The sequence below is a fragment of the Mycetocola sp. genome, assembly GCF_046716805.1.
Lineage (GTDB): Bacteria > Actinomycetota > Actinomycetes > Actinomycetales > Microbacteriaceae > Mycetocola_A.
Genome location: NZ_JBKJWH010000006.1, coordinates 1 through 17176, shown reverse-complemented (window position 1 = coordinate 17176; position 17176 = coordinate 1). Strand labels below are relative to the sequence as shown.

Below are 17176 nucleotides of genomic sequence, written 5' to 3'. Positions count from 1 at the left end.
CCTGGTTCACTGTGCGCAAATCGACCTGGAATCCAAAGTTCGGGTCGATTTGCGCACTGCGAACGGGCGGCCGCGGCACAGCAGGGGCTGGTGTCGACACGGTAGATTGAAGCCATGGTCGAGAACGCAGTTTCCGCAGAGCTCAACAGCCTTCGACGCAGCATCGACAACATCGATGCTGCGCTCATCCACATGCTGGCCGAGCGGTTCAAGGCCACCCAGCAGGTGGGTACCCTCAAGGCGGAGCACGGGCTGCCGCCTGCCGATCCCGATCGTGAGCGGCGTCAGATCGCGCGACTGCGTGGTCTCGCCGAGGAGGCCCACCTCGACCCCGCCTTCGCCGAGAAGTGGTTCAATTTCGTCGTCGCCGAGGTCATCCACCACCACGAACAGATCGCCAACGGGCAACGGTGACCTGGGACCCCGCCCGGCTTCCGTCCCAGCACGGGCGTGTGGTTGCCGTGACCGGGGCCAACGCGGGGATCGGGTTCTGGACCTCGTTCGCGCTCGCCGGCGCCGGGGCATCCGTCGTTCTGGCGTGCAGGACTCTGGAAAGAGCGGATGCCGCGGTGCGCGCGATCCGCGCGCGGTTGCCGCAGGCGGAACTGTCGGTGCTGCACCTCGACACGGCTGACCTCGCGTCGGTGCGCTCCGCGGGTGAATATCTCGCCGGGCTCGAGCGACTCGACGCGCTCGTGAACAACGCCGGCATCGTGCATCCGCCGCGGCGCCGGACGGAGACCGCCGACGGGCTCGAGCTCATAGCAGCCACCAACTTCTTCGGAGCCTTCGCCCTCACCGCTGCGGCGTTTCCCGCCCTCGAGCGTACTTCGGGTTCGCGCGTTGTGTCGATCGGCAGCATCGCGAGCTCCCTCGTACAGCTGCGGTTCGACGACCTGCAGCTGAGCCAGCGCTACTCCGGCTGGCAGGCGTATGCCCAGTCGAAGATCCTGCTGTCGTCGTTCGGATTCGAACTCGACCGCCGCCTGCGGGCGCGGGGGAGCGGCATCCGGTCCCTCGTCGCCCACCCGGGGTATTCGATCTCCGGTCGCACCCCGCTCGTGCCCGGCGTCAACGAGCCGGGTCGCGGCAAGCGCTTCGTCGACGGTTTGCAGGCCCCGTTCACCCAGGGCAAGGACCGCGGTGCCGAGGCGGTCGTGCGAGCGGTCGCCGACCCGGATGCCGTCGGTGGCACCTTCTTCGGCCCGCGCTACCTCGTGAAAGGTGAACCGCACGAGGCCCGGCCGGCACCCGTGACCACCGACGAACGGGTCGCGCAGGGGATCTGGGCTGAAGCTGAGGTCGCGACCCGGGCGCCGTTCCTGTAGCTCTCTCGGATCTGCGCCGCTGCGTCGTCTACGCCGTGCGCGGGTGTTTCTGCCTCGCGCGGGTGAAGGGAGCACCCGCGCAAGGCCCATTGACCCGCGCGACCACGTGAGCCCGGCGGCCGATGCCTCCGCGGCGCTATGCCGTGCGCGGCACCAGCTGGCGCACCGACACCGTCCGTGACCGGGCGATGGCCAGGATTGTCGCGACAAGGGAACCCGCCGTCCACAACAGCAGCCCGACAACAGGAGCGGCGACCCCGACGCCCGAGGTGACGACGGTATGGAGGGCGCTCGCCGCTGGTGATGTCGGCATGACGCGGAACGCGGCATCAAGGACGTCCGGTGCGGTGGCGATGACGCTCGTGCCGATGAGCACGAGGGCGACGATCATCGAGAGAAACCGGCCCATGCCGCCGAAGACAGCGTTGAGGGCCTGGTTCACTGTGGCGAAAGCAATCCCGGTGAGGGCGGTGACGGCGGCGAATCCAGCCCAGCCGCCGGCATCCAGTTCGAGGAGCGGCTGGAACATCGCTGCCACGAAGATCCCCTGCAACGCTCCGACGCCTGCAGCAGGCAACCAGGCGCGGAGTGCGAGGAACACCGACGACCGCGTCGAGCCGAACGCGCGCAGGGGTCTGGCGCGGAGCACGATCAGGCTCCCGAAGGCTCCGAGCCACAAAGCCAGCACGGCATAGAACGGGACGCTGGCCGTACCGAACGAAAGGGTCGCCTTGCTGTCGGTGCCAACCGGTGCCGCAACGACCTCGGCGAGCTTGGTACGCTCGGATTCGCTGTAACGCGGCACAGTTGCGACGGCTTCGAAGAGTCCGCTCGCCAGAGAGCCAGCTCCCTCCGCGACGCCGGCGGCGCCTTCGGAGAGACCGGTCGCTCCGGTGCTGAGCCCTGACACCCCGCCGGCGAGCTGCGACGCACTCGCGCTGACGGTTGCGCCGCCAGCGGCGAGGCCGGAAGCGCCCGTGGCCGAGTCGTCGATGCCCGCCGATAGACCGGACAGGCCGGAGGCGAGGCCGCCGACGCCGCGGGACACCGAATCAGCTCCGGCGGCGAGCTGGCCCGGGGCGGCCGTTGCGGCGATGGCCCGTGCTGATGCACCGGCGTTGGAGGCAGCGGTGTTCAGCGCGGTGCACAGCGTGCTCGCCTGACCTGCGGCGCAGGCATCCGCGGCGAGGGCGGTGAGGGTGGCGGACTGCCTGCTGAGGGAGGTTGCCTGGCCGGCAAGGCCGCGCTGAAGCCGGTCGATGTCGTCGGCGACACCGGCTGCGCCGGACGCGAGGGATTGGGCCTGTGACGGCAGCGCGGCGCTCTGATTCTCCAGCGTCGTGAGCCCGGATGCCAGCGACGACAGCCTCGCGGTCAGGTCCGATATTCCAGCGGCGAGCCCGGAGGCCCCGGTGGAGAGCGCGTTCGAACCGGCGGCGAGGGTCGACGCCCCGTTGGCGAGGTCGGTGGCGCCCGCGCCCAGTTCGGAAGCGCCTTCGGCGGCCGTCCCTAGTCGGTCGCTGAGAGTGTTGAATCCGACATAGATGTTCTCGAGGTAGCTTCTGGTGAGGCCGTTGCCGAAGAGCCCGGCCGCCGTCGTCGTGATGACCCCGCTGACAGCGTCGTCGACGAGCCTGCTCTTGTCGCTCGTCGTGACATCGACGGTGGCCCGTTCCGCCCTGGCCGCTTCGCCTGAGAACGAGGTCGCGGCGGAGGAGAAGTTCTCGGGGATCGTCACGACAACGGTGAACTTGCCAGTGCTGAGACCGTCGGCTGCGTCCTCCTCATCGGTGATCACCCAGCTGTAATTGGCCTCCGATGACGAGTCCCCGCCGATGAGTCCCGCAGCGAGCTGGCGCCCGAGCGGCACTGTCTCGCCCTCGATCTCGACCGGTGAGTCGTTGTTGACGATGGCCGCGTCCACCTGGTCGAGACGGTCCTGGGGGTTCCAGAACGCCCACACCAGCACCCCGGCGACGACGAGTGGTACGAGGAGGATTCCCAGGACCGATAACCAGGTAACGCGTGCCGGGTCGTGGGCGGAACCGAATCGGGTCAGGGGGGTGCTCATGCGGGTACCTCTGCTTCGTGCGACAGGTGGGAGGATGCGAGCGCGATGGGAACGGCCACATCGGTTCCCGGGATGGCGTCGGACAGGGTGTCGGGGAACGCGGTGCCCACGATCAGGGCAAGCGGCCGGTCCTTCGCGATCGCTCGGGCGCGGGCGTTCGACAGGGCAACGTGGAGATCGCGGCGGGTGGCGGGATCCGTCACCGTATCGATTCCATCAAGGGTCAGGATTCTCGGCGACTCCCGGACCGCCTCGGTGATGGCGCGCACCGGGTCCGGTTCCCGGCTGAGCGAGACGAAGGCCACGCGGGAACGAACGGATGCCGCCCGCACCGGCGACACATGACCGTCCACCTTCAGCTTCCCGGCGTCGGCGTGCATCCGACCGGACATGGTCAGGAGCAGGGCGGTCACGTTCGACTCGCGGTCGCCGGACACGATGAGGGTCCCACCTTCTGGCAGCGATGCGTCGACGCCTTCGAAGAGCGGTCCCGTCGAGGTCGACAGAGTCAGCCCCTCGGCGCTGAGAATGTCGGTGGATGTCGCGCTCGGCCAGTCGCGCAGATCGATTTCATGGTGCAAACCTTTGCCTTCGACGTCGAACGACGGCAGCGCGCGGTCGAGCCAGGCTGGAATCCACCAGGCCTTCTCCCCGAGGAGGGAGAGCACCGCGGGAACGAGGGTCATCCGCACGAGGAACGCGTCAATGAACACACCGACGGCAAGGCCGAGCGCGATCGGTTTGATGTTCACGTCGCCTTCGGGGACGAAGGCGGCGAACACCGCAAACATGATGAGGGCCGCCGCGGTGACGACCTTCGCCGACCCGACGAATCCGGTTTCAATGGAGGCACGCGCCTCACCGGAGTGGACGAAGTCCTCGCGTATGCGGGCCACAAGGAACACCTCGTAGTCCATGGCCAGTCCGAACAGGACGCCCATCAGGATGATCGGCATGAAGCTGATCACCGGGCCCTCCTTGGCGATATGCAACACGTCGGCGAACCAGCCGTATTCGAAGACAAGAGCGATGATGCCGAAGGATGCGGCGACGCTGAGCAGGTAGCCGAGGGTGGCCTTGATCGGGACCCAGATCGATCGGAACACCATGGTCAGGAGCACGAGCGACAGGCCGACGACGATGATGCCGAACGGCAGCAGCGCGTTGCCGAGTTTGTCCGACACGTCGATGCCGACGGCGGTGAAGCCGGTGACGGAGAGGTCCACGTCGTACTCGTCGAGGAAATAATCGTGCAGCGAACGGATCTCAGCAACCAGCGCCTTCGTCTCTTCGGAGTTCGGTGCGCTTTCTGGGATGACCTGGACGATGCCGGTGTCCGCTGTCTCGTTGGGGGTCGCCAGCGGCACGGCTGCGACTCCGTCGAGCGCTTCGATCTCGTCCTTGAGGTCAGCCATCACCCCGAGCGGGTCCGTTGAGGTGACAATCGACCCGGTGACGATCAAGGGACCGTTGAAGCCTTCGCCGAAGTTCTCGGAAATGAGGTCGTAGGTGACGCGGGCCGGGTCGTCGGCGGGGAGGCCGCCGGCATCCGGGAGGGCGAGGCGGAGTCCGAGGGCCGGAAGAGCGGCGAGGCCCAGGACTGCAATGACGGCGAGGATCGTGACGATGGGAAACCGGGTGACTGCGCGCACCCAGCCGGTGAAGAAGCGGTTCGGGTGGTATTCGGCCGGGGGAGGGGGCACCTTGACTGCCACTGCGTCAACGGCGTGGGCCTGGCGCCTCCCGCGCAACCCCCTCCTGCGTCTGGGCCGCAGTTGCCCGCCGGCGAAGCCGAGCAGCGCCGGGATGAGAGTGATCGAGATCAGGACCGCCATCCCCACGCCGACTGCCGCGGCCACACCCATGACGGTGAGAAAGGGGATTCCGGCGACGCTCAGGCCGAGCAGGGCGATGATCACGGTGAGGCCGGCGAAGATCACGGCGGATCCGGCTGTCGCTGTCGCTCGCGCGGCGGACTCCTCGACCGAGAGGTCGCCCTTCAGTTGCTCCTGGTGCCGCGAGATGATGAACAGGGCATAGTCGATTCCGACCGCCAGCCCGAGCATGAGAGCGAGCATCGGCGTTGTCGAGTTGACCGAGCTGAACGCCGTCGCGACGAAGATCAGCGACATCGAAATGCCAACGCCGAGCAGGGCGGTGAGCAGCGGCATCCCGGCGGCGAGGAATGACCCGAAGGTGAGGATGAGAACGAGGAGGGCGACGCCCACACCGACCAGTTCGACGACGCTCAACTCGGGCAGGTTGGTGCTGAAGAGCTGTCCGCCGAGTGACGCGACCGAACCCTCGGGGAGCCGTTCCTGAAGTGCTGCGACCTCGTCGGCGAGCGCGTTTTTCGTATCAGCGGTGATGTCGGCGGTCTCTCCGTCGAGCTGGATGCTGATGAGACCCGCCGCGCCGTCGTCACTGACGGCACTGGTGACGTTCTCATCGAACGGAGAAACGGCCTGCGCGACCTGGTCGAGGTCATTGAGGGCGCCAACGGATGCCTCGATCGCACTCGTGAGGCCGTCGTCGGTGACGGCGTCCCCGTCGGGGGCGACGACGATCACCTGGGCCGTGGTGCCGCTCGCCTGCGGGAACGTCGTCGAGAGGGAATCGAGGGCCGCCTGGGACTCGGTTCCAGGGATGGAGATGGCGTTGTCGAGGCCCTGGTTGAAGACGAGCGCGCCGCCTCCGACGAGGGCGAGGATCAGGATCCAGGCGCCGACCACGATGCCGCGTGCGCGGAACGCCCATCGGCCCAGCGAATACAGCAGAGAGGACACGGGGACTCCTGAAAGGAAGGCTATTGAGGCCGGCGAACGGAGTTCGCGCGTTCGATACAGTACTGTATCCGATGCACGACTGCATTGGATACACTGATGTATCCAAGCGTTCCCAGTAAGGTGTCAGGATGCCCACCCACATCGCAGCCGTCGAGACGGCGCAGGTCGAGAGTGCCCGCCGTCGGAAGACCCGGGACAGGCTCATGGACGCCGCTTACGAAGTCTTCGCCGAAACCGGCGTCCATGCGGCATCCGTGGAAATGATCACCGAGAGGGCCGGTTTCACGCGAGGAGCCTTCTACTCCAACTTCGACACGAAGGAAGGGCTCTTCTTCGCGCTCGCTGAGCGAGAGAACCGGATTCGGCTCGAGCGTCTCCAGGAGGGCGTTGACGCCATTCTCCCTGAGATCGACCGTGTCCCGCTGACTGAGGCGACGCTCGGCGACGTCGTCACGCGATTCCTCGAACTCCAGTCGGACGATGCGCGATGGTGCATCGTGCAATCTGAGTTCAAGCTCCTGGCAATGCGGGATTCCACCGTCGCTGCCAGTTTTCTCGCCTATCAGCGGAGCTTCCTCTCGCAGCTGGCGGATTGCATCGACGATGCGGTCCGCTCGGTGGGGCTTCGTTTCACCATGGGCCCGATCGCGGCAATCGGCATCATCGTCAATGTGTACGAATCCGCCGTGCAGGAGGCGATCCTCGAGGGGGGCAATACCGGCTCGATGACCGCCCCGCCGATGGCTCGTGCGACGCTTCCCGCCCTGGTTCAGTCACTGACCGAGCCGCTCGCGGCGTCGCGTCAGATCCGCGGCCTCAGCGGCTGAGCGCGCGCTCGCGGCTATTGCATTTGTCGCACGCCGCAGCACGCCGCAGCACGCCGCAGCACTCCGCAGCACTCCGCGGGTCGACGTTCCTCGTTCCGAAGCTCGGAATGACGGCTTGCAAAAGCGACTACCGGTATCAGACGATCCCGGGTCGGTGATTTTGCGGCCGCGCTGCCCGGTATTCGTTCGGGAACTCTGCCGGCGTGGGCCTTCGTGATGCCAGGACGTCGGAGTCGATCATTCTTGTTGACTAATCGACGCGCCGTGTCCTATTGTGACGAATGACCATTCCAGAGAGTGCGACATCAACGGAGATGCCCATGTCGGAACGAGAACCCCAAGGGGACATCCAGGTGCTGGCGCGCTGCGCCCAGATCCTGCGCGCACTCGAGCCAGGCGACCGAATCCAGCTCGGCCGGCTCGCGACCGATCTCGAGGTGGGACGGTCGACTCTTCACCGGTACCTCGTGTCGATGGCGAACCTGGAAATGATCACCCGGGTCGGCGAGGGTGAATACGTTCTTGGCCCCCTTCTCGCCCAACTGGGAGCCGTGGCTCTCAACCGCGACCACGCCCTTGAGGCCGCATCCCGGGCCATGAAAGAGCTGTCCGCAAGCATCAGCGAGACAACGGTCGTGAGCGTTTGGGGTGGCAACGGAGCGGTCGTCTCGCTCGTCGAAAGCCCTGAGGCGCTCATCCAGGTGCTGGTGAGAGTCGGTTCCGTGCTCCCCCCTTACGCGGCTCAAACGATCGCTTTCCTGGCATTTCTCCCTTCTCCGGTGGTGGATCGTGTGCTGGACGGTTCGGAATCGCGCCCAGACATCATTGCCCGCATAGACGAGGCCCGGCGGACCGGCCTCGTCTCGGTCGCGGGATTCGTCGAGGGACTCGAAACTATGGCGGCGCCGATTTTTGATGCCAGCGGCGTGGTCGCGACTCTCGCGACGATCGGCACCGAGGCCCGATTCTCGTCGCCCCGCCGCGAACGGATTGCTACGGAACTCAGCCGGACGGCCACTGAAATCAGTAGTGCGCTCGGCTGGCGGGGATCGGTGCAGCCATGAGCGCCACGACGAACCGTGGAGAGATCATCGAGCACACGGTTCCCGCGGTAGAGCGACGGTTCCTTCGCCGGCCGGGAATCGTCTGGACGCCGGGTTTTCTCATCGGCGTGTTGCTTCTGGCGGCGGCCGTCCTTGTTCTTGGACTTTACGGATCGACGTACATTTTGGCGCTCGGCAGCAAAGTCGCGATCTTCGCCATCGTGATCCTCGGACTCGTGCTCCTGGTCGGTTTCGGCGGACAGATCTCGTTCGGGCAGAACGCCTTTTTCGGAATCGGCGGCTACATCGCGGCGCTGGCGAGTACGAGCTGGGGCCTTCCCCCACTGGTCGGCGTCGTCCTCGGAGCCCTGCTCGCCTGCGGCGTCGCAGCGGTCATCGGGTTTCCCACACTCCGTCTGCGCGGTCATTTCCTCGCGCTCGGCACATTCGCTGTCGGCCTCGGCTTCTATGCCTTCGCGGTAAGTTCCCCTTTCTTCAACGGATTCGCTGGCATCGGTGGCATTCCGCCGTTCTCGGTCGGTGCGCTGGAATTTGCTTCCCCGTTCTCGAAATTCTGGCTGTGCGGTGCGGTCATGATCGTCGCCCTCATCGCCGTGTCGCACCTCCGCGAGGGACGCTGGGGCCGATCGCTGCGCACGCTTTCCTCGGACGAGGCGACGGCGCAGAGCATCGGCATCGACGTCCACCGCACCAAGCTCACAGCCTTCGTGCTCTCCGCACTCTTCGCATCCGTTGCCGGTTCGCTCTACGCGTTCACCGTCAGCTATGTCAGCCCGGAGACCTTCAGCTTCGCGACGATCCTCACCTTCTTCACCATGCTGTTCATCGGCGGTGTGAAGTCCGTATGGGGCGCGTTGCTCGGCTCGAGCGTCGTGACGGTGATCCCTGAACTTGTGCCGCCCGCCCTGGCCACCTGGGAACCGACCATCTTCGGCGTGATCCTCGTCGTCGTCCTCATTCTGCGGCCGAGCGGAATTCTCGCCGGCAAGAGCGCTCCCACCCCTGCCCTGTCGAAGTTGCTGGGGCGCTTTTCACGGAACGGAGACCGCTGATGAGTCGCCTGCTTGAAGCCACCGGGATCCGAAAGTCCTTCGGATCCGTCGTCGCCGTCGACGGAGTCGATGTCAGCGTGGATGCCGGAGAGATCGTCTCCGTCATCGGACCGAACGGCGCAGGAAAGACCACACTGTTCAATGCGCTCTCCGGATTCTCGGCGGCCGACTCCGGTGCCGTCACCCTCGATGGGCAAGACATCACGCGACTCAGTCCCAGCCGCATCGCCCAACTCGGTCTCGTGCGCACCTTCCAGACCGCCAGGCCTCTCCGAGAAGCAACCGTTCTCGAAAACGTGCTCGCCGGCGGATTCCTGCATGCCCGTGGCGGAGTGCTGGCGGCGCTCCTGAGAACCCCAGCGTTCCAGGGGCGGGAGCGTGAGCAAGTCGACGAGGCGTACCGCATCCTCGACCTCGTCGACCTGTCCCAGCACGCCGCCCGAAGGCCAGACGAACTCGCCGCAGGACAGCTGCGCCTGCTGGAGATCGGTCGTGCGCTCGCAGCGCGACCCCGGGTGCTGCTTCTTGACGAGCCCGCAGCCGGCCTCAACCGCGTGGAGACGGGTTACGTGGAGCATGCCCTCCGCGACCTCAGGGAATCGGGAATCGCCGTGTTGCTCGTCGAGCATGATGTCGACCTCGTCCTCAGGGTCAGTGATCGGGTCGCCGTGCTCGATTTCGGCCGGCCGCTCGCCGCAGGCACACCCGCAGAGATTCGGGCGAACTACGCTGTCGCCGCCGCATACTTCGGCACGGACGACATGGCAATCGCCGACGAACGAGAGGGACTTGTCTGATGATCAACGCGATTGTGATCGGCCTGGGCATCGGGTGTATTTACGGATTCATCGCCATGGGCTTTTCCCTGATCTACCGCACAACGGGTGTGATGAACTTCGGCCAGGGCGCCTTCGTGATGCTTGCCGGCATGGGGGCAGGCTACAGCGCAGCCCAGTGGGGCTTCCCCTTCTGGGCGGCCGCGCTGGTGGGACTTGCCTGCTCGTTGCTCGGCGGAGCTGTCCTCGTGTTTGGCATCGTCCTCCCGCTGTGGCGCCGCAAAGCCTCCGAGTTCATCACCATGCTCGGCACCCTTCTCTTTCTCGTCGCGGCAGAGAACATTGTGCTCAACGTCATGGGAAGTGACCCCCGATCCGTTCCTCCGCTCCAACCGCACTTCACCGTGCGCGGCGACCAGTTCCGGTTCGACAGCCAGTACATATACATCCTTCTCGCGGCGATCATCGGGGCTCTCGTCCTTGGCTGGTTCATCTCGCGGACGCCGACCGGGCTCGCCATGCGGGCCGTGTCGACCGACCGTGACGTGTCACAACTCATGGGGGTCAGCCCCGCCAAGATGGCGGTTGTTGCCTTCCTGCTGGCAGCCCTGATCGGCGGAATCGGCGGCATCCTCGTTGCCCCTCTGCAGTTCGCAGCCTGGAACATCGCATCCCTCTACAACATCAAGGCGTTCACGGCGGCCGTCATCGGCGGCGTCCTCGACGTCCGCACGGCCTTCCTCGGCGGCCTGGTGCTCGGCCTCGCCGAATCGTTCACCGCCACCTTCGCCTCATCGACGTACCTGGACCTGATCACCCTCGGGCTCCTTCTCGTCATCCTCTTCTTCCGTCCGGTCGGCCTGTTCGGCCGGAAGGTTGCAGTGAAGTACTAAACCCTTTTGCACAAAGACGTGTTCACGAAAGGAACAACCCGATGAAACACAGAAACCGCAAAATTCTCACGGCGATCCTCGCCGCGGGAACCATCGCCTCTCTCGCCGCATGCAGCAGCAACCTATCCAGCGATGCCGCCGGAGGCGCGGCCGAGACCGAGAAAGGTCCCATCACCATCGGCGTTCTGGTCGACCAGACCGCCTACCTCAAGACGGTGGACACGGGCGTGCTCGACGGCATCGATGCCGCTGTGAAGACGATCAACGAATCCGGGGGTGTGCTCGGCGGCCGGCTGATCGAAACGGTTGTCGCCGACACCTCCGCCGACCCGCAGACACAGGTGCAGGCGTTCCAGAAGCTGCAAACCCAGAACGAGCCGGTGATGTTCATCACGGGCTTCTCCTCGGCAGGCAATGCGGCGGTCGCCCCGCTCGCGGCGTCGTCAGAAACGCCGCTGGTCGTCTCGTCCGTCGTTCCGGCGGATGACCCGGAGTGGGTCTTCTCCACCATCACGCCTGCCCGCTACGAAACCGGCATTCGAGTCGACTACCTGAAAGAGCAGGGAATCACCTCCGTCGGGATCCTCCACGACCCGACCCCGTACAACAAGGCGCTTCTCGATACCCTGACCGCCCAGCTCGGCGAAGCGAACATCACTGTGGTCGGCGCCGAAGAGCACGCATCGGATGCCGTCGATCTCGGCGCGCAGACGCAGAAGCTGTTGTCGTCGAACCCCGGCGGGATCATCAAGCTCTCCGCTGGACCGACCCAGATCATTGCGGCTAAAGCACTCGCGGATGCCGGTAGCGAGATTCCGCTGCTCATCGGAATCGAGTCGCGTGCCAACATCGTGCAGGCAGACGCGGCCTACCCGCATCTCCTTCTCGCTGCCGCACCCCTGCAGGTCGCTGACGAACTGGAAAAGGCTGAGATCTCCGACTCGATAACGAAGTTCCTCGAGTTCAACCCTGGACTCGAAGATCCGACCTACGTCGGTCGCGGTTGGGATGCGATGCACATCGCGATCCAGGCCATCGAGACAGCCGGCTCCACCAGCGGAACCGAGATCCGGGATGCGCTCATCTCGATGGATCCGTACGACGGCACGAGCGGCAATTACGACTACACCGACGACGACCACTACGGAATCACGACGAACCCGGACTATCTCGCGGAGGTCACTGAGGACTCGACGAAGATCGTCTACCGTCCGGAGGAGCGCTAAATGCCGGCCGCGACGCCTTCCCTTGAGCTCCGCGGTCTCGGGGTGGCCTACGGAAGCGTCCGTGCCGTCCGCGATCTCAGTGTCGGCGTCGCGGCAGGAGAAGTGCTCGGAGTGATCGGTTCAAACGGCGCAGGAAAGACAAGCATCGTCAACGCTGTGATCGGAGCGGTACCCCTCGCCAGCGGGACCCTGTCGTTCGAAGGTAAGGACCTCACGTCGAGCAGCATCGCCGCCAGGGTACGGGCAGGCATTGCGGTGAGCCCCGAGGGACGCGGGATCCTTCCTGGTCTGACCGTGCAGGAGAACCTCCTGCTCGGAGCGTATTCCGTTCGCCGCAGCATAAAGTCCGAACTGTCCGCCCGGCTCGACCAGGCATTCGAATTCTTTCCCGTGCTCAAGGAGCGGCGCATGCAAATGGCGCAGACCCTGAGCGGCGGGGAGGCAGCGATGCTCTCCATCGGCCGGGCGCTGATGAGCGGACCGCGACTTCTCCTGCTCGACGAGCCGACTCTCGGGCTTGCCCCGATCATGCGCGCACGGCTGTTCGAACGCATCGCCGTGCTCAAAGAAACGGGTCTGGCGATGATCATCGTCGAACAGCGGGCCGCTGAACTGCTTGACGTTTCCGACCGCCTTCTGCAGCTGCAGCGTGGAGAAGCGGTCGGGATCGTCGAAGCCGGCGACGTCGACGTCGAAGCGCTTGCCCAATTGTATTTCGGGGGCGGCGCAACGCCGGGCTCGGAGAAGAAGACAGAACCGAAAGGACTATGACAATGACTACGAGTGCGATCGAGAAGGTGCTGTCGGGATTCGTCGACATGCACTGCCATTCCGGGCCAAGCCCGTTCCCCCGGCGGTTCGACCACGCCGACGCCGCGCGCAGCGGCTGGGAGCGGCTCCAGATGCGAGCCATGGTCGTGAAGTCCCACCACCACAACACGGTGATGGACCTCCGGTCCATGCAGGCACGCCTGGCCGAGATCCCGACGCAGGTTTTCGGAGGCATCGCCCTCAACAACCAAGTCGGAGGGCTCAACCGGTTCGCCGTGGAGATGAGCCTGAGGATGGGCGGCAAAGTCGTCTGGTTCCCCACGTTCGCATCAGGGCGCCACATCGACCACCACCCGGAAGACCACGGCTTCCCGACGGCGACCGTCGAGCTCTCGACCGAGAAAATCGACGTCGTGATCGATGGTGAGCCGGTGGCTGCGGTCCACCCGATCCTGGATCTGATCGCCGAATCGGGAGCAGTCCTGAACGGCGGTCACATGTACCCCGACGACATCAAGGCGGTCTTCGCCCTGGCAGAAGAGAAGGGCATCAAGCGCAAGGTTGTCAGCCACCCCGATTTCGTGATCGGTGCGGACCCGACGCTGTGCAAGGAGTTCATCGAACTCGGTGCGTTCATCGAGCACGAGGTGCACATGTACGACCCGGAAGCGGGGATGAAGTGGGACCCAGCCCAGCTGTACTCCTGGATCGAACAGCTCGGACCCGAGCACACGATTCTCTCCTCCGACCTCGGCCAGTCCACCGCGCCGCTGCCGGTCGACGCCTATCTGCGGGTAGGGGAGGCGCTGCTCGACCTGGGCCTTGCCGAACGTGACCTCCGTCTCATGGTGCACAACAACCCCAGCTTCCTGCTGGGCCTCGACGACTGATCCGGACGGAGCGAAATGTCCTACGATGCGACCGACCCCCGTGCCACCCTCGCGCCGCCGCAATCATCCTCGCCCGGCGGGGACGACGGCATCGCCGCCGCCCAGTACCTCGAGTTCGACGTCCTGTCACCAACCGAGATGTCGGAGGCAGGAAGTCCCAGCTGGCACGTTCGAGCCCAGAACCTGGTGCTCGTGCACACCCACCTTAAAGCCGGGGACAGCCTCGTCCGCGACGAGCAGGCGCACGAGTACGCCGCGATCCTGCCCGACCCGGACGCATCCGTCTCTGTGTCAGCGGGGGATGAGTCAGCTGCTGTGGACGGTGTCGCGCTGATCGTGCTTCCACCGGGGGCGAGCGCGATCACCGCGACCACGGACACCCGGGTCGTCCGCTTGTTCGACAGCCGCGACGGGGATGTCCTCGCCCAGGCGCTCAACGCCCAGCACTACGAGGAGGCGCACCCGAGGGTTGCACTTCTCGAGCCGTGGCCGGCACCAGCCGACGATCAGTTGCGGATCTACCGCGTCGCTGATGTTCAGGCAGAGCCGGGACGTTTCGGCCGAATCTTCCGCACGTCTTCGTTCATGGTGAACTTTCTCGACGACCAGAACGGGCCGCGAGACCCTGAAAAGCTGTCGCCGCATCATCACGACGACTTCGAGCAGATCTCGCTCGCTGTGGAGGGATCCTGGCTTCACCACATCCGCACGCCATGGACGCCGAAGCGTTCGCGCTGGCGTGACGACGAGCACGTTCTCGTCGGCAGCCCCTCCGTGGCGATCATCCCACCGCCCACCGTTCACACCAGTGAGGCCCAGCACCCCGGTCTCAACCGGTTGATCGACATTTTCAGCCCGCCTCGTGCTGACTTCTCGGCGAAACCGGGCTGGGTACTCAACGCCGAGGAATACCCAGCCCCATGAAGCAGTCCCGCAAAATCATCATCAGCTGCGCGCTGACGGGCTCCATCCATGTGCCATCGATGTCGCCGGCTCTGCCATTCACACCCGAGCAACTCGTCGAGCAGGGCAAGGCCGCAGCCGACGCCGGAGCAGCAATCCTGCACCTTCACGCGAGGGACCCTCGAAATGGGTCTCCGAGCGCCGACCCAGAAGTATTCCTCGAATTCGTGCCCGAGATCGCCGCTGCCAGCGACGTCGTCATCAACATCAGCACCGGTGGCAGCACCCGGATGACGACCGAGCAGCGTCTTGCGCCAGCGTTGCGATTGAGACCAGAAGTCGCCTCCCTGAACATGGGGTCGATGAACTTCAACTTCTCCGGAGCCGCAGCACGGGTGAAGGAATGGACGTACGACTGGGAACGCGACTACCTGCTGGGTTCCGACGATGTGATCTTCGCCAACACGTTCAAGCAGATCGAATATTCGATGCGCGAACTCGGTGAGGGCTTTGGAACCCGGTTCGAGTTCGAGTGCTACGACATCGGGCATCTCTATTCGCTGGCGCACTTCGTCGAGCGGGGACTCGTCGAGCCACCCTTCCTGATCCAGGGCGTCTTCGGGGTCCTTGGCGGAATCGGGGCAGACCAGGAGAACCTCACCCACATGGTCAGCATCGCCGACAAGCTGTTCGGTGACGACTACGTCTACTCGGCGTTCGCAGCCGGCAGGAGCCAGATGGCATTCGCGACCCATTCGCTCGTTCTGGGTGGGAATGTGCGGGTGGGACTCGAGGACAATCTCTATATCGGCCCCGGGAAGCTTGCGTCAAGCAATGCGGAGCAAGTGAGCATGATCCGGTCAGTCATCGAGTCGCTCGGCCGTGAGATAGCAACCCCCGATGAGGCTCGCGAGATGCTGAGCCTCAAGGGCCGCAATGAGGTGGGGTTCTAGATGAACGCATTCCGCACGCTCCTCGAGCGTCCCGATCCAGCAATCGGCACCTGGGTGAAACTGCCCACGGTCGAGTCCGTGGAATTGATGATGCTGGCAGGGTTCGACTTTCTCGTACTCGACCTCGAGCATTCGCCGATGTCGATCGAGACAGTATCGACGCTGCTGGCGGTGACCCGGGCGGGCGGTGGTGCCGCCCTCGTGCGGATTCCTGATCATTCGCCGGCCTGGGTCCAACGGTGTCTCGATGCCGGCGCGGCGGGAATCCTCGCACCCCACGTGGATTCGGTATCCGAGGCGGAAGCGATTGGTCGCTCCGCGCGATTCGAGCCACGCGGGCGGCGAGGTGTGGGCCCGACCAGTCGTGCGGGCGCGTGGGGTATGCGGCCGATGCGCGAGTACATGGACGAGGGCGACCGAGCGGTGGTGATCGCTCAGATCGAGAGCGAGCGCGGTGTGCAGGCGGCAGCGGGCATGATTGAGACGGGCGAGATCGACGCACTGTTCGTCGGACCGGCGGATCTCTCGGTGTCGCTTGGCGTCGCCGCTGACAGTGATCTTCTGGCGGAACATACGGCCTCGGTGCTTGAAGCCTGCGTGACGAAGGGCGTTCCGTGCGGCATCGCCATCGGTGCGGATCCGGCGAAAGCGGCGTCGCTCGCGCGACAGGGGTTCTCTTTTGTCATGGTGAGCAATGACGCGACGATCCTCGGCACAGGAGCGGCGCAACTCGTATCCGGGTTCCGAAACAAATGAGAGCTCTCGTTGTTGTCGCCCACCCCGAACCGGTCTCCTTCACCTGGGCGATGGCACATGCGGCGGCAACGGCTCTGCGTGATGACGATGTCGAGGTGGAGTTCTCGGATCTCTATGGGGAGAACTTCGACCCCACTGCCAGCCGTTCGGACTTCACAACCGTCGCCGACCCCGATCGCTTCCACTATCAGACCGAGCAACAGTACGCGTCCCGCAACGACGGATTCTCGGCAGAGCTCCAACGCGAGCAGATGCGCGTCGAGAGGGCCGACCTGCTGATCTTCCTTTTTCCGATCTGGTGGGGCGCCGTCCCCGCGATCCTCAAGGGCTGGTTCGACCGGGTGCTCGCCTACGGCTTCGCGTATGAAGACGGGATGCGCTACGAAACAGGATATTTCGCCGGCAGGACCGGGCTGCTCGGCGTGAGCACCGGGGGAACAAAGGCTCGGTTCTCTGAGAGCGGTGCATACGGCACCATCGACCAGGTGCTCTGGCCCACCCAACACTGCATGATCGAATACATGGGACTCTCAGCCGCAGCGCCGTTCGTCGCGTACGCAAGTCCCCGCGTCTCGGCCGAGGAGCGGGAGGCCTACCTGAGGGAGTGGGCGGTGCGGGTTCGGAAGGCGGTCCAAATGCAGCGAGAGACAGTGACTTGTCGCCGTCGACCGCTCGCGTCGAGCACCGACTGGACCGGCCGGAGCAGATAACCCAGATCGATGCGCGACGGCGGGGCGAGCTGTCCCAGCAGGTTCAGATCAAGCTGCGGAGAAGTTCTTCGGCGCTGACGCCTTCCTGCCTCGCCCGCTCGTACAGGCGAATATGCTCATCGTCGGTAAGCCACAGTGTGACTTCGTGCAGATCAGGGTCGTCGAGGGAG

The 17176-nt window shown here is 65.2% G+C and carries 16 protein-coding genes; 14 read left to right on the top strand and 2 right to left on the bottom strand.

Annotated features, from left to right (window positions below):
* The first annotated feature begins 114 nt into the window (after positions 1-114).
* Both ACLQ62_RS00490 and ACLQ62_RS00485 read left to right on the top strand, forming a co-directional pair.
* Positions 115-414, top strand: a complete 300-nt coding sequence (locus tag ACLQ62_RS00490) for a chorismate mutase (RefSeq protein ID WP_411719697.1) — start codon at positions 115-117, stop codon at positions 412-414.
* The gene (locus ACLQ62_RS00485) at positions 411-1328 is read left to right on the top strand and encodes an SDR family NAD(P)-dependent oxidoreductase (protein ID WP_411719696.1); all 918 of its coding nucleotides are present in this window, start codon (positions 411-413) and stop codon (positions 1326-1328) included. Before ACLQ62_RS00490 ends, ACLQ62_RS00485 begins: the two co-directional genes overlap by 4 nt.
* A gap of 136 nt (positions 1329-1464) precedes the next feature.
* Here ACLQ62_RS00485 and ACLQ62_RS00480 read toward each other — a convergent pair whose 3' ends face one another.
* Both ACLQ62_RS00480 and ACLQ62_RS00475 read right to left on the bottom strand, forming a co-directional pair.
* Positions 1465-3399, bottom strand: a complete 1935-nt coding sequence (locus tag ACLQ62_RS00480; protein ID WP_411719695.1) for a YhgE/Pip domain-containing protein — start codon at positions 3397-3399, stop codon at positions 1465-1467.
* Positions 3396-6185, bottom strand: coding sequence for an MMPL family transporter (locus ACLQ62_RS00475; RefSeq protein ID WP_411719694.1), 2790 nt, complete (start codon positions 6183-6185; stop codon positions 3396-3398). Before ACLQ62_RS00475 ends, ACLQ62_RS00480 begins: the two co-directional genes overlap by 4 nt.
* Positions 6186-6313: 128 nt before the next feature.
* Here ACLQ62_RS00475 and ACLQ62_RS00470 point away from each other — a divergent pair, with 128 nt between their 5' ends.
* The 12 genes from ACLQ62_RS00470 to ACLQ62_RS00415 all read left to right on the top strand — a co-directional run bounded on the left by ACLQ62_RS00470 (position 6314) and on the right by ACLQ62_RS00415 (position 17006).
* Positions 6314-7012, top strand: a complete 699-nt coding sequence (locus ACLQ62_RS00470; RefSeq protein WP_411719693.1) for a TetR/AcrR family transcriptional regulator — start codon at positions 6314-6316, stop codon at positions 7010-7012.
* Positions 7013-7332: 320 nt separating this feature from the next.
* A complete protein-coding gene (locus tag ACLQ62_RS00465; RefSeq protein WP_411719692.1) occupies positions 7333-8076 on the top strand; it encodes an IclR family transcriptional regulator in 744 nt (247 codons plus the stop codon).
* The gene (locus ACLQ62_RS00460; protein WP_411719691.1) at positions 8073-9128 is read left to right on the top strand and encodes a branched-chain amino acid ABC transporter permease; all 1056 of its coding nucleotides are present in this window, start codon (positions 8073-8075) and stop codon (positions 9126-9128) included. The genes ACLQ62_RS00465 and ACLQ62_RS00460 overlap by 4 nt, the downstream gene beginning before the upstream one ends.
* Positions 9128-9925: an ABC transporter ATP-binding protein gene (locus ACLQ62_RS00455; RefSeq protein WP_411719690.1), complete on the top strand. Its 798-nt coding sequence runs from the start codon at positions 9128-9130 to the stop codon at positions 9923-9925. The genes ACLQ62_RS00460 and ACLQ62_RS00455 overlap by 1 nt, the downstream gene beginning before the upstream one ends.
* Positions 9925-10797: a branched-chain amino acid ABC transporter permease gene (locus ACLQ62_RS00450; RefSeq protein ID WP_411719689.1), complete on the top strand. Its 873-nt coding sequence runs from the start codon at positions 9925-9927 to the stop codon at positions 10795-10797. The genes ACLQ62_RS00455 and ACLQ62_RS00450 overlap by 1 nt, the downstream gene beginning before the upstream one ends.
* 41 nt (positions 10798-10838) lie before the next feature.
* Positions 10839-12023 carry an ABC transporter substrate-binding protein gene (locus ACLQ62_RS00445; RefSeq protein WP_411719688.1) on the top strand — a complete coding sequence of 395 codons (1185 nt, stop codon included), beginning with the start codon at positions 10839-10841 and terminating at the stop codon, positions 12021-12023.
* The gene (locus ACLQ62_RS00440) at positions 12024-12794 is read left to right on the top strand and encodes an ABC transporter ATP-binding protein (protein ID WP_411719687.1); all 771 of its coding nucleotides are present in this window, start codon (positions 12024-12026) and stop codon (positions 12792-12794) included.
* Between the two features lie 2 nt (positions 12795-12796).
* Positions 12797-13684, top strand: a complete 888-nt coding sequence (locus ACLQ62_RS00435) for a DUF6282 family protein (RefSeq protein ID WP_411719686.1) — start codon at positions 12797-12799, stop codon at positions 13682-13684.
* Between the two features lie 15 nt (positions 13685-13699).
* On the top strand, positions 13700-14608 hold the full coding sequence (locus ACLQ62_RS00430; protein ID WP_411719685.1) for a hypothetical protein: 909 nt from the start codon (positions 13700-13702) through the stop codon (positions 14606-14608).
* Entirely contained in the window at positions 14605-15540 is a 936-nt protein-coding gene (locus ACLQ62_RS00425) for a 3-keto-5-aminohexanoate cleavage protein (protein ID WP_411719684.1), read from the top strand. The genes ACLQ62_RS00430 and ACLQ62_RS00425 overlap by 4 nt, the downstream gene beginning before the upstream one ends.
* Positions 15541-16296, top strand: a complete 756-nt coding sequence (locus ACLQ62_RS00420; RefSeq protein ID WP_411719683.1) for an HpcH/HpaI aldolase family protein — start codon at positions 15541-15543, stop codon at positions 16294-16296. It begins immediately after the preceding gene.
* Positions 16293-17006 (top strand): NAD(P)H-dependent oxidoreductase, encoded by a 714-nt coding sequence (locus tag ACLQ62_RS00415; RefSeq protein ID WP_411719682.1) that lies wholly within the window; start codon positions 16293-16295, stop codon positions 17004-17006. Before ACLQ62_RS00420 ends, ACLQ62_RS00415 begins: the two co-directional genes overlap by 4 nt.
* Positions 17007-17176 lie beyond the last annotated feature (170 nt).